The sequence below is a fragment of the Embleya sp. AB8 genome (genome assembly GCF_049739465.1).
Lineage (GTDB): Bacteria > Actinomycetota > Actinomycetes > Streptomycetales > Streptomycetaceae > Embleya.
The window spans coordinates 18,981-39,853 of the sequence record NZ_JBMHHY010000037.1 but is presented as its reverse complement, the minus strand read 5'-3'; the positions used below and the strand labels follow the sequence as shown (position 1 = coordinate 39,853).

At 67.3% G+C, this 20,873-nt stretch carries 19 protein-coding genes; 6 read left to right on the top strand and 13 right to left on the bottom strand.

The window, feature by feature from the left end:
- Positions 1-20: 20 nt before the first annotated feature.
- From ABIA38_RS39520 to ABIA38_RS39500, 5 genes are all read right to left on the bottom strand, one after another.
- Positions 21-791: a Stf0 family sulfotransferase gene (locus tag ABIA38_RS39520; RefSeq protein ID WP_424643804.1), complete on the bottom strand. Its 771-nt coding sequence runs from the start codon at positions 789-791 to the stop codon at positions 21-23.
- Positions 792-999: 208 nt separating this feature from the next.
- Positions 1,000-2,250: an RNA polymerase sigma factor gene (locus ABIA38_RS39515; protein ID WP_424643803.1), complete on the bottom strand. Its 1,251-nt coding sequence runs from the start codon at positions 2,248-2,250 to the stop codon at positions 1,000-1,002.
- A gap of 2 nt (positions 2,251-2,252) precedes the next feature.
- Positions 2,253-2,585 (bottom strand): YciI family protein, encoded by a 333-nt coding sequence (locus tag ABIA38_RS39510; protein WP_424643802.1) that lies wholly within the window; start codon positions 2,583-2,585, stop codon positions 2,253-2,255.
- Entirely contained in the window at positions 2,582-2,962 is a 381-nt protein-coding gene (locus ABIA38_RS39505; RefSeq protein WP_424643801.1) for a YciI family protein, read from the bottom strand. The genes ABIA38_RS39510 and ABIA38_RS39505 overlap by 4 nt, the downstream gene beginning before the upstream one ends.
- 286 nt (positions 2,963-3,248) lie before the next feature.
- Positions 3,249-3,518, bottom strand: a complete 270-nt coding sequence (locus ABIA38_RS39500; RefSeq protein WP_424643800.1) for a hypothetical protein — start codon at positions 3,516-3,518, stop codon at positions 3,249-3,251.
- Between the two features lie 807 nt (positions 3,519-4,325).
- Here ABIA38_RS39500 and ABIA38_RS39495 point away from each other — a divergent pair.
- From ABIA38_RS39495 to ABIA38_RS39480, 4 genes are all read left to right on the top strand, one after another.
- Positions 4,326-5,207 carry a helix-turn-helix domain-containing protein gene (locus ABIA38_RS39495; RefSeq protein ID WP_424643799.1) on the top strand — a complete coding sequence of 294 codons (882 nt, stop codon included), beginning with the start codon at positions 4,326-4,328 and terminating at the stop codon, positions 5,205-5,207.
- A 3-nt stretch (positions 5,208-5,210) separates the two neighbouring features.
- Positions 5,211-5,405 (top strand): DUF397 domain-containing protein, encoded by a 195-nt coding sequence (locus tag ABIA38_RS39490; protein ID WP_424643798.1) that lies wholly within the window; start codon positions 5,211-5,213, stop codon positions 5,403-5,405.
- A gap of 351 nt (positions 5,406-5,756) precedes the next feature.
- Positions 5,757-6,740, top strand: coding sequence for a hypothetical protein (locus ABIA38_RS39485; protein ID WP_424643797.1), 984 nt, complete (start codon positions 5,757-5,759; stop codon positions 6,738-6,740).
- Positions 6,741-7,475: 735 nt separating this feature from the next.
- On the top strand, positions 7,476-8,270 hold the full coding sequence (locus tag ABIA38_RS39480; protein WP_424643796.1) for a metal-dependent hydrolase: 795 nt from the start codon (positions 7,476-7,478) through the stop codon (positions 8,268-8,270).
- Between the two features lie 157 nt (positions 8,271-8,427).
- Here the strand turns inward: ABIA38_RS39480 and ABIA38_RS39475 are convergent, their stop codons facing one another.
- The 5 genes from ABIA38_RS39475 to ABIA38_RS39455 form a co-directional block, all read right to left on the bottom strand.
- Positions 8,428-8,721 carry a hypothetical protein gene (locus tag ABIA38_RS39475; protein ID WP_424643795.1) on the bottom strand — a complete coding sequence of 98 codons (294 nt, stop codon included), beginning with the start codon at positions 8,719-8,721 and terminating at the stop codon, positions 8,428-8,430.
- Positions 8,708-9,157, bottom strand: a complete 450-nt coding sequence (locus ABIA38_RS39470) for an SUKH-3 domain-containing protein (RefSeq protein WP_424643794.1) — start codon at positions 9,155-9,157, stop codon at positions 8,708-8,710. The genes ABIA38_RS39475 and ABIA38_RS39470 overlap by 14 nt, the downstream gene beginning before the upstream one ends.
- A gap of 541 nt (positions 9,158-9,698) precedes the next feature.
- Positions 9,699-12,326 (bottom strand): polymorphic toxin-type HINT domain-containing protein, encoded by a 2,628-nt coding sequence (locus ABIA38_RS39465; protein WP_424643793.1) that lies wholly within the window; start codon positions 12,324-12,326, stop codon positions 9,699-9,701.
- A gap of 924 nt (positions 12,327-13,250) precedes the next feature.
- The gene (locus tag ABIA38_RS39460) at positions 13,251-13,604 is read right to left on the bottom strand and encodes a hypothetical protein (RefSeq protein WP_424643792.1); all 354 of its coding nucleotides are present in this window, start codon (positions 13,602-13,604) and stop codon (positions 13,251-13,253) included.
- A gap of 4 nt (positions 13,605-13,608) precedes the next feature.
- Complete coding sequence (locus ABIA38_RS39455) at positions 13,609-14,094, bottom strand: hypothetical protein (RefSeq protein ID WP_424643791.1); 486 nt, start codon at positions 14,092-14,094, stop codon at positions 13,609-13,611.
- Between the two features lie 353 nt (positions 14,095-14,447).
- Between ABIA38_RS39455 and ABIA38_RS39450 the strand changes: the two genes are divergently transcribed.
- Both ABIA38_RS39450 and ABIA38_RS39445 read left to right on the top strand, forming a co-directional pair.
- Complete coding sequence (locus ABIA38_RS39450) at positions 14,448-15,107, top strand: hypothetical protein (protein ID WP_424643790.1); 660 nt, start codon at positions 14,448-14,450, stop codon at positions 15,105-15,107.
- Positions 15,108-15,721: 614 nt separating this feature from the next.
- Positions 15,722-16,264 (top strand): RICIN domain-containing protein, encoded by a 543-nt coding sequence (locus ABIA38_RS39445; RefSeq protein ID WP_424643789.1) that lies wholly within the window; start codon positions 15,722-15,724, stop codon positions 16,262-16,264.
- Positions 16,265-16,578: 314 nt separating this feature from the next.
- Here the strand turns inward: ABIA38_RS39445 and ABIA38_RS39440 are convergent, their stop codons facing one another.
- From ABIA38_RS39440 to ABIA38_RS39430, 3 genes are all read right to left on the bottom strand, one after another.
- Positions 16,579-18,192, bottom strand: a complete 1,614-nt coding sequence (locus ABIA38_RS39440; RefSeq protein ID WP_424643788.1) for an FAD-dependent oxidoreductase — start codon at positions 18,190-18,192, stop codon at positions 16,579-16,581.
- A gap of 225 nt (positions 18,193-18,417) precedes the next feature.
- Positions 18,418-19,506, bottom strand: coding sequence for a LacI family DNA-binding transcriptional regulator (locus ABIA38_RS39435; RefSeq protein ID WP_424643787.1), 1,089 nt, complete (start codon positions 19,504-19,506; stop codon positions 18,418-18,420).
- A gap of 76 nt (positions 19,507-19,582) precedes the next feature.
- Positions 19,583-20,848 carry an enolase C-terminal domain-like protein gene (locus ABIA38_RS39430; RefSeq protein ID WP_424643786.1) on the bottom strand — a complete coding sequence of 422 codons (1,266 nt, stop codon included), beginning with the start codon at positions 20,846-20,848 and terminating at the stop codon, positions 19,583-19,585.
- Positions 20,849-20,873 lie beyond the last annotated feature (25 nt).

Sequence of the window (20,873 nt, the reverse complement as noted above, 5' to 3'; positions counted from 1 at the left end):
TAGCGGGGTGCGGGCGTGTGTCAACAGCCTTCAGGCAAAGGGGAGTTGGCGTTCGAGCGGAACCGCTCGACCCACTGTTCGGTCAGCTCGTCGGCCTGGCGGGCAATGCCCGGCGCCGGAATCCGGCCAGGAGCCTCGACACCCAGAAACCCCAGACAGTCCCGAATGCCGTCCTCGTAGTCCGCGACCAGATCCTCGTACACGACGACATGCGGCGTGACGCCATGGCGGTCGAAGTACCCGGCCCAGGTCGCCTCGTCGTGATCGAGCATGCACAGATGACGCCGAATCTCGGCACGGCTGTACCGAGGCGTCGACCGCACCCGCCCGGTCGGCAGGAAGGTCCCGTCGACAATCCAAACGCCGGTCTGCTCCGCCAGGGTGTACGAAATCGCCTGCCGCAGGCGGTCCCTGCGCCGAATGTGGATGTAGTACGGGCGCGCCAGCAGTTCGTGCAGATCGACTTCCAGACCTGCCAGATGGCCCGCGTGCACCTTCATACCGAATACGCCGTTGGGACTGGTCCGGACCCGCATCAGCGCACGGACATAGCCGACCGGCAGTCCGTCCGGATCATCCGCGTCGAACCCCCAGCGCTCGAAGTAGTCGAGCACATGGGTATCGGCCAAATAGTCCTCGGCGAACCCGGCCACCCCGGTATGCCACAACGCCCGGGCGAGCATGTTACTGCCGCATCGCGGACTCGACGCCAGCACGTAGCGAACCGGCGGCAGCCCGGCAAACCGCGGAAAGTCGAACCGCTCGCCGTTCGTCGAATATTGAAGCGACATGACGGATGCCCCCACGGCGACTGGCGACTCGGCTCGACCGGACCGGACCGGACCGGACCGGACCGGACTGCACTGCACTGGATGCTGCGTTCAAAGCCGAGGCTTCCCCGGCCGAACACCACCCAACCTGTCAGCGCAGCGGCAACAAGATCGCGTGGAGCAGCGGCGCGTCCGGTGCCCGTGCGGAGGGTTCGCACGGGCGGCGCGGTCAGCGGTCCGTGGACAACCGGTCCGCCCGGTCCAGCAGGTAGCGCTGCTCCGGCAGGCTCGTGGTGCGTTGGGCGGCCTGCCGGTAGGCCTCCTGCGCCCCGGCCCGGTCGCCGGCCAGTTCCAACAGGTGGGCGCGGACCGCGTACAGGCGGTGGTGTCGGGCCATCCGGTCGTCGGCGTCGAGGCCGGCCAGCAACTCCAGGCCCGCGCGTGGGCCGTCGGTCATCGCGACGGCCACGGCGTGGTTGAGGGTGGCCATCGGGTTGGGTGCGATGCGGTCGAGGATGCGATACAGGGTGCGGATCTGCGGCCAGTCGGTGTCCTCGGCCCGGGGTGCCTGAACGTGCAACGACGCGATGGCGGCCTGGAGTTGGTACGGGCCGAGCGGTGATCGCGACATCGCGTCGGTGACCAGGGCCACGCCCTCCGCGATCGCCGCACCGTCCCACCGGGTCCGGTCCTGCTCGGCCAGCGGTACCAACCCCCCGTCGGCGTCGATCCGCGCCGGCCGCCGGGCGTCCGTCAGCAACATCAGCGCCAGCAGCCCGGCCACCTCGCCGTCGTCCGGGAGCGATCGGTGCACGGCGCGGGTGAGCCGGATCGCCTCGGAGGTCAGTTCGTGGCGGTGCAGCTCCGGGCCGGAGCTGGCGGTGTACCCCTCGTTGAAGACCAGGTACAACACATGGAGTACCGCGCCCAGCCGCTCGGTGTACTCCTTCCCCACCGGCATCCGGAACGTCGCCCCCGCCGCCCGGATCCGCTGCTTGGCCCGACTGATGCGCGGCCCCATCGTGGCCTCCGGCACCAGGAAGGCCCGGGCCACCTCGGCCGTACTCAGCCCGCCCACCGTGCGCAGCGTCAGGGCGATCTGCGAGGCCGGGGTGAGCGCCGGATGGCAACACATGAAGAGGAGGGTGAGGGTGTCGTCCCGGTCCCCGGGCGCCGGCTCACCGGGCTGCGGACCCGGCTGCGCCTCGGCTGCGCCCTCCCGGAGCGCGACCGCCTCCTCCCGGCGGCGGCGCGCCAGTTCGCTGCGTACCTGGTCGACCACCCGGCGCGAGGCCACGGTGATCAGCCAGGCGCGCGGGTGGTCCGGCACGCCCTCGACCGGCCACTGCGTCGCCGCCGCGAGCAACGCCTCCTGTACCGCGTCCTCGCACGCGTCGAACCCGTCGTAGCGGCGCAGCAGCGCGCCGAGGACCTGCGGCGCCAGCTCGCGCAGCAGGTTCCCCAGGTCCTCGGCGGCCATGGTCACATCTCCAAGCCGGCGGAGGTCATCAGCGGGCGTACCTCCACGGCGTCGATCCGGGCGGCCGGATGCAGCGCGGCCAGCTCGACGGCGCGCTCCAGGCTCTCGCAGTCCAGTAGGTAGTAGCCCCGCGCGTACGGCCCCGAGTCGAGGTACGGCCCGTCGGAGACCTGCGCCACGCCGTCCCGGACCCGGACCACCGCACTGGTGGCCGGGTCCGCGAACAGGTGACCGTCGACCAGTTCGCCGGACTGCCGGATCAGGCCGGTGAACGCCGCCTCGTCGGCCACGCCGCCGGCGGCGGGGTCGAGATACACGTTCAGGAGAAACTTCACGGCGTGGCCGGCTCGGCCCGATCCAGCGAGAAGATCACCTCGCGTACCTCGATGCCGAGCCCGGGCACCTTGGCGTCCGGGATCATCCCGGCCAGCTCCACGGCACGCTCGCGGCTCTCGCACTCGATCAGGTAGTAGCCGCCGAGGAACTCCTTGGCCTCCAGGTAGGGCCCGTCCGTCACCGCCGGCGCGCCGTCCCGGACCCCGACCACGACACTCTCCGACGGGTGGGCCAGCGCCGCCGTGTCGAGCATTTCCCCGGACTTGCGGACCGTCTCCATGAACGCACCGTGACCGCGCATCACCTCGTTGCGCTCGTCGTCGGTCAGCGCGTCCCAGATCTGCGGGTTGGTATGCATGATCAGCAGGAACTTCATCGTCTTGCTCTCCTCGTCGTGCGGACGCCCGGACGGCGCCGCTCACCCATGAGTCGGAGCCGCCGTTTCGATCTTGACGTGCCGAGCGGACAAATTCCGCGCACGAATCGCCGGCCGGCGCCGACTACCCGGTGAGCACACACGTGACCTGGAGGGTCGAGATGGGCATTCCCCACCTCGGCATCGGCCCGCCCAGCCACGGCTCGGCCAGGCTCATCCGCAGGTCCCCACGCGATCACGCAGGTAGCGCAGGCCGCTGCTGAGGGGTCCGGGACAGGGGGTCTGCTCACGGATCGTGGATCAGCTCATCGGCCATGGCGTCGTACATGCCCCGGTCCGACCAGCGCCGAACGGTGTGGAGCACGTCCCCCGCATCCGTGCACCGGATGCCGACGATCTCCCCACTGTCCCGCCACCGTGTACCGGTCCGCCGCACCGTATCGCCAACCGCGAAGTCGGTCTCCACTCTCCCGAGTTGCGGCGACACAACCGCGGGCGTCAACTGGGCGGGCTGATCCGAGGGCGACGTGAATCGGATGGTGTGGTCTCGGTTCATGCGCACATTCCTTTCGTAGCAATCCGCAGGCAACGAGGAAGGGCGCCCTGGCGCCGGGGCGACGTGAACGGGAACCGACGCCAGGGCAGTTCATGGTTGGGAGGCGAGCACCGGGCCGCCGACGACGGGTGCGGCCCGGTGCCCCTTCCCCCGCCGCGACCGCCACGGAGGAGTCGGTCGCGGGGCGCTCCTCGCTGGGCCGGTCCGGGTGGGACCACCGGAACGCGAGGAGGAGTATCAGGCGCTGCGCCTCTTCAACGGGCAACCCAAGAGCGGGCAGGCGCACGGCGGTTCGTTCTGCTGCCACCACGGTTCCTTGCCGAACAGCCGGTGCCGGGCGGGCGGTACGAGGACCTGCACGCCGGTCGGCCCCACGCGGTAGACGGCCAACGTCATGCAACTGCCCGGGGGTTCGGGGTACGGGTCAGGTCCGTAGCGGGCCGCCTGGACGTACCAAAGCGGGTCATTTGTCGTTGACCTATACGGAGTTGGAGACATCGCGGGTCCCTGCCTTCGATCCCGTGGGAACAGTTGCCGCTCGTACAGCCCGCACACGGACCCAGGCCAAGCGTCACGGATTGCGCGGAAGCGGCTGCACTGTGTGAGCAACTGTGACTAGCATGCCGGCATGAGCCCGACAAAAAGTATGGGCAAGGCAGAATTCCGCTGTTCAAATTCCGCGAGAGCTTTTGCGGGTCGTGAACCTGACTCACGTCGTCACGAAGGCTCCCGCTGTGGCGCAGAACGTTTCTTGCTCCGGCGGAAGGTTGGCCGACACACTGGATTCGCGCATGGAAAGGACCGCAGATGATCGGCGACAGCGAGTCTGCATCACCGGCCTTGTGCCGCCTGCAACTTGGCGGCGAGTTGCGACGCCTACGACTGAAGGCAGGCATGAAGTCTGCCCAGGTCGTCAAGCGGTTGCTGTGGAGCCCATCCAAGCTCACGCGCCTGGAGGCAGGCGAGAACTACGTCGTCGAGCCGTCCGATGTCATGGCTCTCTGCGAGATCTACGGCGCGGATCCGGAAACGCGTGCGCTCTTGGACGACTACGCCGCAGTAACCAAGACCAAGCGCGACTGGTGGCAATCACAAAACTACCGGCCGATCATCCGTCCGGGTCTCAAGGCATTTCTCGGGCTTGAGGCGACAGCAAGCGCCCTGCACAACTACGAGTCCGAGTTCGTTCCGGGGCTGTTGCAAACCGAGGCGTACGTACGAGCGATTCACCAGATCTCACATGCTGCGCTTCCTCCCGACGACGTCGATCGGCTCGTTTCGATCCGGATGACTCGCCAAGAGGTGCTTCTCCGGCCCCAGACGCCGCTCAAGTTGATCGCCATCATCAACGAAGCTGTGCTCCGTCGCCAGGTGGGCAACGCGGCTGTGATGCGTGGCCAGTTGAGTCACATCGCCGAGATCTCGACGCTTCCCAGCGTACGAGTGCAGGTGGTCCCCTACCGTCTGGGCGTTCATCCGGGGATGGCGGGCCCGTTCGTCATCCTCAAGTTCCCCAAGGGTGCCGCGCTGAAGCCGATCGTCTACCTGGAGAATCTCGCCGACGCATGGGTCACCCGTCGGGAGACCGATGTCGACAAGTACGAAGAGGCGTTCAGCGATCTCCAGGCCCTCGCCCCGGGCCCTCAGGAGTCTCTGAGCCTGATCCACACGGCAATCAAGGAGCTTTGATCGATGACCGCAACGCCCGCTACCGCCTGGTTCAAGTCGAGCTACAGCAACAACAGCGGCGGACAATGCGTCGAGGGCACCTACTTCGAGGGCAACGCGATCGCCATACGCGACTCCAAAGACCCCGCCCGAGGCGCCTTCCTCTTCTCGACCCGCCCATGGGAAGCCTTCCTCGACACCATGAAGCACCAAGCCTGACCGGCCCAATCGCCGCGTTGGCCCGCCTCGAAAGACGAGGCGGGCCCGGGGCGCTCGGCAACCTCCGAGCCCTCACCCCAGGAGGGCGTCGACGGCGCGGCGTGAGGCAGGTCCCGGTGCAGGTGGTGGGGGCGCCCGGGGCCAGGTCGGTACGGCGCGTCCGACGCGCGTGGGCGCGGGCCGTGAGCCGTGGGCCGACCGGGCACAGCTGTCCGACACCGCGACGACGATGCATGGATTGCACCTTTTCGCCTGATATAGGTGTATGGCGCGGCTCGATCCGCGCGGCGCCCGCCGCAGCAGGTCCCGACCGGGTCGCGCAATCGCCGCAATCCGACCCCGAGGACCCCCATGGACGCCCTGACCAGGTTCGAGACACCCGAACCGAACGAGGACAAACTCGTCGCCGAGATGATCGAGGCGATGCACCGACAGCAAGAGAAGGACTACCCGCCCGGCGCCACCCGCCGCGCCGCGCACGCGAAACACACCGCCCTGCTCGCCATCAAATTCGCCGTCGAGCCCGACCTGCCACCGGAGTTGGCCATCGGCGTCTTCGCCCGGCCGCACACCTACGACGGCTGGCTGCGCTTCTCCAACGGAAACGGATCACCGCAGTCCGACGACGTCAAGGACCTGCGCGGGGCGGCCATCAAACTGCACGACGTCCCCGGCGAACGCATTCCCGAGAGCGACGAGCCGACCACGCAGGACTTCATCCTCCTCGCCACCCCGGCGATCCCGCTGGGCACGGTCAAACTCTTCCACGAGGTCATCACGCTCAGCCCGGCGAAGTTCGCCGCGAAGATGCTCACGACCCACCCGCACGTGGTCGCCGGTCTGGCCAAGGCGGTCATCACGCCCACCTCACCGGCCGACATCCGCTACTGGAGCAACGTCGCCTACCTCCTGGGCCCCGACCAGGTCGTCAAGTACGTCCTGGTACCGACCTCGACGTACACCAGTCCCAAACCCGAGAAGCACGACGACGACTACCTCGGCACCCACCTCCAGGAACACCTCTCCCAAACCGATGCCACCTTCGACTTCATGGTCCAACTACGCACCGACCCGGACACCATGCCCGTCGAAGACATCGCCGTGGAATGGAAGGAGGACGCCGCACCCCTGGTCAAGGTCGCCACCCTGACCATCCCCATGCAGGACTTCCGCACCGCGGACCGCAACACACTCGCCGAGGAACTGGCCTTCAGCCTCACGCACACCCTCAAGGAACACCGAGCCATCGGCGCGGTGGCCCGGGCCCGCATGCGCATCTACGACGGCATGGCCACCTGGCGCCACCAACGCGACCAACGCACCAAGTCCACCTGACCCACCCACCCGGCTGGGTCGAGCCGCCGGCCGAAGGGCCCGACGCCACCAAACCGGCGCCGGGCCCTTCACCGCGACGCAGGCGACGCTTCGCCGATTGAGTGGAGCGTTCGCCGCCTTCTTCCGCCGGGTCAAGTCGGGGGGCAAGCACGGGAATCCGCGATATCGCGGAGCGAACCGGCTCGACACGGTCGAGTTCCCGAAGGACGGGGACGGATGCCCGGCAACCGCCTCCCCACTCCATCTCCCACTCCATCCGCCCTCGGCAAGGGAGTTCGCCAACGCGTCCGGCGTCACCACACCGCGTCAGCCAAGAAACCCGCGGCGCCCGTCGCCTACTCGGCGCCCGATGCGCGGCCGAGCATGCGGGCCACGGCCGCGCCCTTCACCACGGCCGTGACGTTCGCCGCCGACGACGAATCCCCGGCCCCGATACGGTACATACGTAGAAGCCGATGGTGATCAAGCCAAACCTCACCAACACGGCCACAAGCACCGAAAGCCGGTAGCCTTCACGTGGGCCGTGTTCAGGAGATCCCCCCACACAAGGCACCGGACTCAACCAGCGCAGGCAAACCCGAGGCCGGCCGGGGATGTTCCCCACTCGGCCCGCCCATCCCGCTCAGCCCGCTCAACCCACCCAACCCACCCAACCCGCCAAGATCACCACCGATAAGCTGCCTCCACTGTGTGCGGGCTCGGGGTTCGCCCGGGTACCGAAGGAGCACCGACAGCATGATGGGACCGGCCCATTCCCTCTCCGGAGCCTGCGCCTGGATGGCCGCCGGCGCCGCCGCCGAGGCGTACGGCCAACCAATGCCCTGGCCCGTCCTGGTAGTCGGTGGCCTGATCTGCGCCGGCGCCGCGCTCGGCCCGGACCTGGACCACAAGGCCGCGACCGTATCCCGCTCCTTCGGCCCGATATCCGCCCTCCTCTGCGGCCTGGTCGACGCCATCGCCACCGCCGTCTACAACGCCACCCGCATGAAGGGCGACCCCCGCCGCCACGGCGGCCACCGCACCCTCACCCACACCTGGGTCTGGGCCGCCCTCGTGGGCGTATCCGCGTCCGCGATCTGCGCGTTCGGCGGCCGATGGGGCGTACTGGGCGTCCTGTTCGTACACATGGTCCTGGCCATCGAGGGCCTGCTGTGGCGCCAGGCCCGCATCCACAGCGACATCCTGGTCTGGCTACTCGGCGCCACCAGCACCTGGATGCTGGTCGAAATCCTCAACCGCCCCGGCAACGGCTCGAATTGGTTCTTCACCGACCCCGGCCAGGAGTACTGGTGGGTCGGCCTACCCATAGCCCTGGGCGCCCTGACCCACTGCATCGGCGACGCCCTCACGGTGTCCGGCTGCCCGATCCTGTGGCCGATCCCGATAGGCCGAAAGCGCTGGTACCCCCTCGGCCCCCCGAAGTCCATGCGCTTCCGAGCCGGCGCCAAGGTCGAAGTCCGCGTCCTGATGCCGATGTTCATGGGCGCCGGCGGCCTGGGCGCAGTCAGCGCCCTGGGCTACCTGGGCTGACCCTGCTCCCAACGCGGCCTCGTCACACCACTACCGCAGGGCTGGCGCGACCAAGTAGTCCTAATACTGGGCCTCGTACGTCTCGGCGATATCGAAGTGCCCGCCGCAGGAGCCACATTGCGAAAACAACGCCGCCCGGCGCACCACCCGATCACACTCATGGTACTCGGGGATCGGTCAGGAGATACTCTCGATACTCGGCGCCAGTCATCAGATTCTGCGGTTTCGGCGGATCAAGCGGCTTAATTTCCGCAACCCGCCCCGCTGCGCATGGATCAGAGTTTATGAGCCCCGGATTCGACACTATTTCCAGGTTGATGTTGATTATCCTACCCGTGAGAGGCATCCAAATATCCAGAAGTCTCGCGCCCGACGAAACGACTCCGATCGATTGATGCTCGGTGTACGTTTCGCCCAGGTTCGGGGGGAGTACATCTTCACAGTCGGGCACCGATCCGGTGGTAAATATTCCATACCGCCTGCTTCCAGCCCTCTCCACAACAGGCTAGAAATCGATCATAACCTCCATAGATCGCACCGCCTCCGGAGACCAGCAGAACAATATGACGCGAAGCAGAAACGCCTATCGGACACAGGGGAAACTCCACGAATCGCTCATAATCCCGAACGACTTCCGGATAAATCGACCGCGACGCGTCCTTGGCGTCGAACGAGCAGCTGTCGAACCCATTGACACGGATCAGACGAGGATATTCGAAACCAGTTCCGTCAAGCCTCGATACGAGGTCGATAGCCGCCTCGGATAGCACATGTCCGTCGCTGGACCAAGCCGCGATGGCCCCTGATACGTCAACCTTGCGCGACGGAGACCACCCGGATTCCGACAAGACCGAAGCCAACCAGGAATCCTCTACTTCCGCTGACATCTCAGCCACTCTATGAGCTAGCCCAACCGTTACCAGTGAAAATCATTCGGTCCCGCCGGCATGACGACTTCGGAGTATGGAAATCTCGCGGCGGCTACGCTGGCCGTAATGCGACGCTCGCGCAACCAGATCAAGGCGCCGACGGCACGTCAGTCCTCGACAGCCCGGAGCCACCAAGGCTCACAAGGTACAGTCCGTACGGCGCATGTGTCCGGCACTCATGGCGGCAAGCCCCAAGCGCTGGAGGACCCAAAGCCTGCGTCCAAATTGCATCCATCAAATTCACCATAGTCGCTCCAACTCACGACCTTCAGAGTCAAGGATGATGTAATCAGAGTCTCCGGGGTAGGGAAGCCAAACAGATAGCCCATTCGGCCAGGTATAGATCTCGACTGACGAGACCCTATTGGATTCTAGTCGCAGCGAGATGTACTCGCCATCGACAAGCTCGAAAACAGTGCCAATGGGCTCGAATGTAATTCGAGCAGGCCCACCAGCAGCCGCCAGCTTGATATCAATGGTCGAATGCACAGCCACCACCTCAACCTCCCCAGGCGTCTATGATCTCCTGCAACAGTGTCACCCGGTTGGCTGCCGAGTTGACTGGCGACCTCGAGTTCTGCGGTCCACGTCCGGCCGCCCCACCCCTTCCTGCATTCACAGCCCCGGCATAGAAGTCCTGGAGCTTCCGCGCATCTCCCACGCTGGCAAGCCCACGGAGTTCAACGTCAGAACGTGTGCCGATAAGGGCTTCTGGATCGCTGTTTCCCCAGATCTTGTTGCCAACTCCGGGAACTGTTCCTCCGTCGAGTTTGGGTACCCTTACGTAACCGCCGCGCGCTGGCAATGGATTAAGTAGATCGTCCACGACCCCGTTCGGACTCACCATGAACCGGGCATCTCCGCAAGAATTATGGACCAATATCGGAGCGGTTCCTGCCAGCACATAGTACGTGTGGTCGCCGTCGACAGTCAGGTCGTGAGTACGTTGTTCACGCGCATGGGTTCGCGTCGCGCCGATCTGGGCTCGGGTACCAGCAGAGGTCTGTAGCCACTGCCCCTGCTTCAAGTCGCCCGCGTTGATCCACTGCTTCAGGTCCGGGACCCAGAAGGGGTGATTGGTCGTGGCGATGATGGACGCGTCGCCTAGGTCGGTCTTGACGGTGAGGTCGACGAAGTCCTTGTCGTCTTCGGTGGTGATGGCGGCAAGGACGGTACGCGGCTTGCTTTCGCCGGTTTCGGGGTCGGTGGCGAGGACGGCGTCGCCGGAGGTGATGTCCTCGATAGCCTTGCGGGTGCCGTCGGCCATCAGGACGCCGGTTCCCGGTACGAAGCTGTGGGTGCCGCCGCAGACGCGCTGAACGACCTTGCCGCCGACGATGCCGGCCGCTCCGCCCGTCACGCCCCAGGCTCCGCCGGTGACCGTGTCCTTGGTGGCGCCGAGGAGGCTGTGGTCGGCGTTGGGATCGAGGGCGTTGTTGAGGTATCCGGTCGTCGCGCCGCCGATGCCGGCGCAGATCAGGACCGATCCCGCCGCGATGCCCCCGGTGGCAGCGGTCGCGGTGCCGGCAGCGAAGAGGCAGCCTCCCTCGGCGAGGACGCCGCCCACGATGGCCACGCCCTCGCGCCAGTGGTCCTTCGCGTAGGTGACGGCTTGGCTGGTCTTCTTCTTGGTCCAGCCCCAGGCTTTCTTGAAGGGGTTTCCGCCGCCGCTGTCCTGCCTTTTCGCCCTGGGTTTGGGCTTGTCCATGCAGTAGTTCTCGCAGTGCGCCGTGCCACCCGGGGCCGTAGGCGACGTGGTGGTCTGGTCCGTGCCGGAGTCGCCGCAGGCCATGACGTTGCCGCAGTACTTCATGCCGGACGGGTCGGACTGCGTCAACGGGTTGTTGTTGCTGTAGGTGTAGCCGTGCATCTGGCCTGCGTCGGACAGGTCCATCACCGGGTCGACGCTGATGAACCGGCCGAGACTCGGGTCGTATTCGCGGGCGCCGACGTGAGTCAACCCGGTTGAGTCCATGGGCTTGCCGAGGAAGCCCTTGTCGTCGGGCCATTGGCCGTTGGCCTGGGTCGGCTGTGCGCCGCGGGGCTCGCCGAAGGGCTTGGATTGGCGCCGCGTCGCGGTCAGGGCCGCGGCGTCGAGAGCGCTGGTGGGGGTGCCGTGGTGGTCAGCCGCCATGTAGGTGACCGTGCCGTCGCCACTACGAACGACGGTGGCTCCCCCAGCCGTGGGGTAGTAGCGGGTGCCGACTACCGGGCCGGATCCGTCGGTGCTGGTGGTGAGTTCGTCGCCACCGACGTAGAGGGTGGTCTTGCCGGCCTCGCGCCGGATGATCCGCCCGCCGTCGGCGTCGTAGAGGTAGTCGCTGCTGCCGGTCGCGGAGGCGACCGACGTGAGCTTGTCCTCTTCGTTCCAGGTGAGCGTCTGGAGGTTGGCGTCGGCGCCCGGGCGGGTCTTGGTGTTCCCCGCCTGGTCGTAGGTCAGCCCGGTGGTGACCGCCTCGCGGATGCCGGTCTTGACGGTGACCGTGTCCAGGCGGTGGGTGCGATCCGTGGAGGCTACGCCCGCGCGGTAGCCGTACTGCGTCGTGACGTTCTTCGCCGGGTCGTCGGTGACGTCGTGCTCGACCAGCCTGGTGCGGTTGCCGACGACGTCGTAGTCGAACGACTGCCAATACGGATCCGGGCCGCCGACCGTATTCTTCGACGGGGCCTGCGTGACGCAACCGCCGATGCCCGGGACGCTCGAGGCCGGGAAGGTGGTGGTACCGCCGCTGTCGGTCCAGGCTTCCTTCAGGCGACGCCGACCGTCGTAGGCGAAGCACTGGGTGTCGGTGGTGACGCCGTCGCGGACGGTGCTGACCGAGGTGACATCGCCGCTGGGCTTGTACGTGTACGAAGTCGCGTCGACGCCGGCCGACGCGGTGCCGCTCTGCTTGTCCCAGTTGGTGCTGAGCAGGCGTCCGGTGGCGTCGTCGTACTTGCTGGTGAGTGCGACCTGCTTGGGCGTGGCCCCGAGGATGACCTGGGTGTTGCGGCCGAAGGCGTCGTAGTCGGCGTAGTTGAGATAGGAGCGCGTGTCGTTGCCCAACGCACCCAGCTGACCGCCGGCCGTGTAGAGGTAGGAGAGGGTCTCGGCGGGAAGGCCGCCCTGGGCCGGCAGGTTGGTCACGATCGGCTGTCCGGTGCGAGGTTCGTAGGTGACGCCGGTCTGGTAGATCCCGGCGAGCTTTCCCTCGACCGCGGGGATCGTGACCCGGGAGCCGGTGGGGCGGTAGGTGCCCGGTTCGAAGCCGGTGATCTCGGTGGTGTACTTCGCGCCGGACTTGCCGCCGACATAGCGGGAGGAGCCGTCCGCCTGGCCCTTCGCGTAGCGGTCGTACGTCCACTCGGCGAGGAGGTTCGAATCCGCGACCGTGTCCTTGTACGACGCCGTCTTCCGGCCGAGTGCGTCGTAGGTGTACGCGAGCTTCCGGCCCTGCGCGTCGGTGGTGCCGACGACCCGGCCGACCAGGTCGTAGCGCGTATCGGACGGGCCCTTGTCCGGGTCCTCGACGTGGGTCTTGCGGCCCAGGAAGTCATACGTGTACGTCCAGGTGTTGCCGCCCGCGTCGGTGACCGACTTCAGTTCCTCGCGCGGGGTGTACGCGTAGGTGATCTTCGAGAAGTCGGTGCCGGTCGGGGTTCCGCCGTTGTACTCGCGCAGTTCCTGCGGCTTGCCGCGGGCGTCACTGATCGACAGGGTCGCGGTGCCGCCCGGCGGCGGAGTGACGCTGGTCTGATCCGCGCCCGCGTAGGTGGTGGTGCTGCGCCATTGATCCTTGCCTTTGGAGGCGAAGATCCGGGCAGTGGTGCGGCCCTGGCCGTCGTACTCGGTCCGCGACGGTGTCCGTCAAAGCGAAGCAACCTCAACCCGACCAGGATCGCGTTCCTCGAACACGTCGCCTACTCAGACTCGGGCACTTGGCGACCGCACCCGACGACCTCCTGTGGACCTGGACCCGCCACCACACGACCTCGAAAAGCGCCCGACGCAACAGCGAAACCCCAGCCCACATGCCCCTCCAAAACCCACAACCAACGACCGGCCATACCCTCACGCCTTCCCAGCGCGCATACGAATCGCCCCGCACACCACAAAACCTTCATGCGTACCATCAGAGACAAGGAGCCTCATGAAGCGACGCGCATTTCGATCGGAGATATCCACGAAATTCTCGATCTCCGCAACCTCACCCGCTTCGGTGATCGTTAGGGCAGCATACTCACGCCGCACCTTCATTCCTGCGACATCCAAGAACATGACGTCCACCACCGCGCCGGGATCCCCGTCAGCCTGACCACGTAGAATTAGCCTGCGCATCGAGACCGAGTAATGCCAGGGCCGAAAGATGAAATCGAAGTGCAGAGGGAGGCCGACCGGACTGTATGACATTTCTTCGCCTGCCACTGTCTCAACCTCCAGAAAATGGGCTCTTGTCTACCTTCCCATCAAGGTACCAAGTAACCCTGGCCTGCACCGACGCCGGAGCAGCCTCTATCATCGCAAGCTCCCAACCCGTGAAATCACCGCTAGGACTGGCAGTACCCGTTTCCTTTGCCCAAGTCTTGGGATCCCTGATCCCATCGAGATTGAAGTGGATCTTTGCGTCGCTATCCGGATGAAGAATCCCTCTGACATAGGTTTCCCAGCTCTTGTCCTGAGGCCAGTGGGTGTACATCTTGGCCCCGAGGGTGTCTGCGAAGTTGAAAAGAGCGTCAGGATCCTCATCGGTGCTTGACAGACCGAGCGCAATATTCTCACAGCTGCTGTTGTGAACAAGTACTGGCGTAGCACTGGCCAGTACATAGTACGTATGGTCAACGTCGACCGTCAGGTCGTGAGTGCGCTGCTTGCGGGCGAGAATTCGCGTCGCACTGATTTGAACCCGTGTACCCACCGAAGTTTGTAGCCATTGGCCGGGTTTGAGGTCGCCGGCGTTGATCCACTGCTTGAGGCCGGGGACCCCGACCCATCTGCGCCGGCGAGTGCACCGGCTACAACAGCCAGGACTGGGGCAACGTCAAACAGATCCTCGCCGTCGGCAACGCCGACGGCGCCGTCGACGAGAACGGCAACCGCCTCGGCGACCTGATCACCATCGAAACCGACTCCGGCGGCAACTCCGCCCTGTGGTTCTTCCACCGCAGGGCCGCGGGAGACTTCCGCGAGGCCCGCAAGATCGGTGCCACCGGCTGGGACGGCGTCACCCTCGCCGCCCCCGGCGACGTCACCGGCGACGGCATCCCCGACATGTGGGCCCGCTACCCCGACGGAACCATCAAGCAGTTCGCCGGCCGAATCAAACCCGACGGAACCGTCGACGTCACCGCACTCGGCGACACCACCACCGCCACCACCATCGCCACCGGCTACACGCCCGCCGCATACCCCCTGCTGTCCACCGACGGCAACATCACCGGCGACACCCGCCCCGACCTGTGGACCCGAACCTCCGACGGAAGCATCCTGGTCCACCCCGGCCAAGACCCCGCCAACGGTGGCGCGTTCGCGCCACCAATCCTCCTCGCCCTCGCCCCCACGCCTCCGGCCTCCTTCACCGATCTCAGCGACGGCACCCTCGTCCAGGCCACCGGCGCAGCCCAGGTGTCCGTCGTCCAGGGCGGTGCGCGCTTCCCCATTCCCGACGAGGCCACCTTCAACCGCCTCGGCTACGCCTGGGACCGCATCAAGACCCTGTCCCCGACCACCATCGACGCCATCACCCGCTTCCCGCGCGACGGCACCCTCCTCCGCGAGGAGAACGACCCCAACGTCTACCTCGTCCGCGGCGGCATCCGCCACGCCTTCACCAGCGAAGCCCGGTTCAACGCCCTCGGCTACCAATGGACCGCCATCCGCATCGTCCCCGACCACACCCTCGACCCCACCCCCCGAGGCACCAACCTCTGACCCACCCGACCACGCCGCCCGCCCCACCCCTCACTGCGCGTGGGGCGGGACCGGTCGGCGACCCGAACCGCCGAACGGCCGTGCACACATGGCTAATTCGGGACGGCCTGCCCGGTCGGGAGCAGATCTTCATGGGCGCCGGCGGCCTGGGCCCGGTCAGCGCACTGGGCTACCTGGGCCGACCCGGCGCCGAGCCCGGCGCCCGTGTCGCCCGGTCGATCACGGCCCGCGCTGCCGCTGATCCGCCCGACCGCCATGCCAAAGCCGGCCGGCTCGTCCCGGGAAGCGATTCCCCGGAACGAGCCGGCCGGCCGGCCGGTGTCGGTTCGAGGTCGAGCCGTTTCGAGCCACCTTGGCGAGCCCGCCGCGCAGCCCGATGATCAAGAACCCGCCGGTGAACATCCGCCCCGATCGGGCATCACCCGGCAACCACACATCCAACTCGCGTTCACGCCCCGGAAGTTGATCATCGGTCCGGAACCGCCAAGACTTGATCAAGGTCGAGACCGGCAACTCCCCTCTCTGCATTGGCAGTTCGGGAAATTTGCATGAGCGGAATCGACCATGACAACAATTCCGGACGACAACCATTCCAAAGAACGGAAACACCGCACATGAGCATGCTCAAAAAGATCGCCACGACCCTGGGGGCGCTCGTCGTCACCCTCGGCGCGGTGACCATGGGCGCCCCGACCGCCTCGGCCGACGCACCCGCCGTGGGCAGGATCTTCGAGATCCACCGGACCTACGCCGACGGGGAGCACCCGGACCTGTGCCTGGGTATCCAGGGCGGCAGCGTCAACTACGGCGCGCCCGTCATCCAGTGGAACTGCAACAACAACTCGGACCAGCGGTGGTACCAGCGCTGGGAGTCGGGTCGCCTGGAGCTCGTCAACGTCAACAGCGGCCTGTGCCTCGACATACCCGGCGGCTCCAGGAACGCCGGCGTCGGCCTGGTCCAGTGGCAGTGCAACGGCGGGGCCAACCAGAAATGGTTCACCCGCAACGCGCGCTACGGCAGCGTGCTGATGAGCAACTACAACCAGCTCGTGGCGGACATGCCGGGCGGGACCGACGCGCTGGGCACCCAGCTCATCCAGTGGTACCCGGGTGGCGACGGCTCCGACAACCAGCAGTGGTTCCTCCTCCCCGTCTGAGCCGAGCCCCCCGACCCTGACGCGCCATCCGGCCGGACGTACCAAGCGGGAGTGGTATGTCCGGCCCACCCCGGCGCAACTCGACCGACACCGGGCAACAAACACGTGAACCGGCCCGCCTCGAGGACAACTTCCCGAGGCGGGCCGGTTCACGGCGCTCAACCCCGCCCCCCGAACGAGGGACGGCCCGACGCGCCCCGCGCCCAGGCCGAGCGCGGCGCATCCATGTCCCGCCAACCACCCCAGCCTGAGCGGCAATTGCCGAGGCGGGCTCGCCCATCACCCCGCCCATCACCCCACTCGGCAACCCCGCGTCAATACCCCGCCGGCGCCGGCCACCGCCGCTCCACGCCGATCGCATCCAGCTCCGCCGCGAACTCCTTGAACAGCGCCGCGTCTTCGCGTACCGCGTGCGGCTCCACCCCCCGCCGCAGGCAATACGCCGCCAGGTGCCCGACCACCTCGCCGATGTTCCACTCCACCGGATGCAGCCGGAAGCAGCCGTTCGAGATGTGCGTCGTACCGATGTTCTTCGCCGCCGGCAGCAGATTCCGCATCCGAATCGGCAACAACGCGCCCAACGGGATCTCGAACGGCACGCTGGCCACGTCGATGTAGTTGTCCCCGCCCGTCGACGGATGCAGGTCGATCCGATACGCGCCGACCCCCACCGAGTCCGGGAAGTGGTGGATCCCATGCGTGCCCAGGATGTCCCGCGAGACGTGCTGCTCGGTCACCGTGGTCACCGCCCGGATCCGCCGCGACTCGCGCACATACGCCGACTTGGCCAATCCGTCGGCCGTGCCCACCACATCGTGCCGCAGCCGCAGGCCCGGATAGCCGCTCCCCCCGTCCGGCCGAGGCGCCTCGGTTTGCAGCCAGTACAGCACCGACAACGAAAGTTGCTTGGCCTCCCGGTGCGCCGCCGCGGCCTCGTCCGCGCCGACCTCGATGATCGGCCGCAACCAATAGTCGTTGAGCGGCCAGTTCACCAGCGTGATGTCCGAGTCGATCGCCCCCGGCTCGAACAGCCCCTTCGCCAGGATCCGCCGGAACAACCACAGGTCGTCGCCACCGGCGTTGGCGCTCTGATCCGCGTTCACCGCGAGCGGATCGGCGCTCGGCCGCGGGTCGAACGTCCGCGTCTCCGGCTCCAGCGACCTCGGATCCGGCGCCAGGAACCCCACCAGCGGCCCCGGCCAGAAGTCCGGCCGATACGACCGCCAGAAGTCGTAGTCCGCCGGCCGGTCGATCACATGGTTCTCACCCTCGTGATACGACACCGCGAAGCAGTACGTGATGCCCTGCATGTTCAGCGGCTGATACTCGGCCGCCGCGCTCGGCTCGTCGTACTCCTCCCGGGCCTCGGCCCCGGTGACGTACTCCGCCTTCGCCAGCGGCAACAACTCGCCGGTCTCCGTCGCGTCCAGCACGAAGTCCGCCGTGATCGTGTGCGATTCCTCGGTACGCACGCCCCACAGCGTCACCGCCCGAACCCGGTCGCCGTCCGCGAACACCTCGGCGGGTACGTGCTCCAGGAGTATGCGTAGCCGCCCGGACGCCGCATACGGCGCGAGCAGGCCCTGCAACACGGCCAACGACACCCGGGGTTCGTGGCACAACTTGCTGACGAAGCCCGCCCCCGGGTTGAGTTCGCGTCGGGCCCGGGCCGCGCCGGTGAGCGGATACCAGGTCCGGTAGTAGTCGCGGATCGCGGTACGCAGCTCGCGATAGCTCGCGGTGGCGCCGTAGCTCTCGATCCAGGGATGTTCGTCCGGCGGCACGGCCTGAGCGGTGAGCTGGCCGCCGATCCAGTCGGTTTCCTCGGTGAGCACGACCGTACGACCCGCGCGGCACGCGGCCAGCGCGGCGGCGACTCCACCGAGCCCACCGCCGACGACAAGAACCTCGGTACTGATTTCGGACATGACGCAGCCTTCCGTAGGCAAGAAAAGGGTTCTACAACGCCGGCCATCGGGCATGACGAATCGACCGGGCGTCCCGAAGCCACAACAGGGCACGCGGGTCCGGCCATTCGGCCGATCAATGGCCACACTCGGCTGGCACTCGGCCAACAGTCGGCCGGAACTCAGCCCGAGCTCAACCGAGCTCAACCGAGCTCAGCCCGAGCTCAGCCCGCGATCAGCCCGAACTCAGCGCACCGGCCCGGCCGTTCGCCCGACCTCCAGTGCACAATCCATCAACTGATGCCTGGCCGAGGCACGATCGCCGGCAATCAGCCCGGTGAGCAACCGCACCGCCGCCGCCCCCATCTCCCGGCGCGGCACCACGAATCCGGTCAGCCCGGCCGGCCCCTGCTCGGCGTGTTCGGGGGCACCCAGCGTGGCCAGCGACAGATCCTCCGGGAACCCATACCCCGCCGCCGAAGCCGCGGCCAACAGCGCCCGATGCGCGGCGTCCGTGTCGGTCGCCTCGGTGACGATCGCCGTCACGCCCCGCTCGTACCAGCCACGCAGCCGATCCGTGGTCAGATCCGAACCATCGGTCCGCACCACCGTGTTCCGGTCCACCGCCAGCCCACACTCGGCCATCCCCCGCCGAAAGCCCGCCTCGCGGTCGACGGCACTGATCGCGTCGTCGAGCTCGCGGACGTACAGGATGTCCCGGTGCCCCAACTCGGCCAGATGCCGCACCACTTCGGCCGACGCGGTCACGTAGTCCGCACCGACGTAGGGCAGTCGCTCGCCGAAATCGTCATGCCGGCCGAGATAGACCACCGGCAGCTCGGTGGCCAACAGCCGGTCCATCTCCCGGATCGGCAGGTGTCGGCCCATGAACAGGCAACCATCGGCCAGCCGGACCCGGTTCAGCACCTCCGCGTGCGGCCGTTCGCCGGTGACACTCGACGCGATGAACATCAGCAGGTCGTAGCCCTGGACCGCGGACTCCTGTTCGATGCCGACCAGGAACGGGTGGTAGGCGTGCGACATTTCGGTGGGGAACGTCGCGGTGAACGTGTACAGGCCGAGCAGGTTGTTCTGGCCCGCGGCCAGCCGCTTCGCTATCGGGTCGGGCATGTAGCCGAGTTGCTCGGCGGCGGCCATCACCTTGCGCCGGGTCTCGTCGGCGATGCCGACCGCCGCCGAGCCGCCGCTGAGGATCAGGGACACCGTCGGCTGCGAAACGCCGGCCAGCCGGGCGATGTCCGCCTGCCGAGGCCGGTTCGGACGCGAGCCGGCCGGCCGCCCGGGCCCGCCGTTCGGCTTCATCTGCTCCTCCAAATGCCCACCATCAACGGCTGCCTAATGCGTATCAGATCAAGTATATCCGGTAACATTCCGGGAAACGGTCCGCGACTCACGGAGCTTCCAGCCCGCCATCCGGACGGCGCACCAGGGCGGCCCAGCGCTCGTGCAGATGGGTCTGCGGCGGATACTTCGCCGCCGCCGCCTCGTCCAGGTCGATCCCCCACCCCGGCGCGTCGTTCGGCGTGATGTAGCCGTTCACCGTGCGCAGCGTGCCGGGAAAGACCTCGTCCACCGGCTCGGGGTAGATGTGCTGCTCCTGGATGCCGAACGCCGAACTGGTCACATCCAGCGTGACGTTGACTGCCGCGCCCACCGGCGACACGTCCGGCGGCCCGTGCCACGCGGTCTGTACACCGGACAACTCGCACAGCGTGGCCAGCTTCCGGGCCGGCGTCAGCCCGCCCACCGCCGAGACATGCACCCGCAGGAAGTCGACGCCGCCGGAGGTGACCAACCGCGTCGCGTCCGTCATCGAGCTGAGCAGCTCCCCGGAGGCAATCGGCATCGGCGCGGCGGAGCGCACCTCGGGCAGTCGGTCGAAGTACTCCGGCGCCAGCGGATCCTCCAGGAAGAACAGCCGGTACGGCTCCAACGAACGAGCCAGTCCCACCGCCTGCTTGGCGGTCAGCCGGTTGTGCGCGTCGTGCAGCAGGTTCAGTTCGTCGCCGAGCACCTCCCGGGCCCGCTCGAACAGGCGCGGCGTGGTGCGCAGGTAGTGGCCGACGTCCCAGCCATCCGGGTACGGAGCGTCCGGGTAGCCGCCCGGCGTACCGTCCGCGCCGTACGTCCCATATCCCGGCCCGCCACCCTGCAACCGCACGTGCCGGTAGCCCCGTTCGGCCAACGCCGCCGCCCGCTCGATCGTCTCCTCGACACTTCCGCCCTGCGCGCCGGTGTACACCGCCGCCGCGCCGCGCACCCGCCCGCCGAGCAGTTCGTACACCGGCACCCCGAACCGCTTGCCCGCGATGTCCCACAGGGCCTGGTCGATCCCGGAGAGCGCGTTGTTGTGCACCGGTCCGCCGCGCCAGTACGGCGAGAAGTGCAACAGCCGAAAGATGTCCTCGATATCGCCCGGATGCCGACCGATCACCATCGGCGCCAGGTGCTCCTCGACCGCCGCGACCACGGCGTGGAAGCGCTGGGTGAAGGTGGCACAGCCGAGGCCGTACAGACCCGGCTCGGAGGTGTCGATCCGGACCACGACGAGCGGTACGCCGCCGGGGGCGGTGACGATCGTGCGAACCGAGGTGATCCGGAGGGCGTCCCGAGCGGCCCAGGGGGCCTGGGTCTCGGGCATGGCGGCCGGTGTCATGGCTGTTGCTCCTGGAGATTCGAAG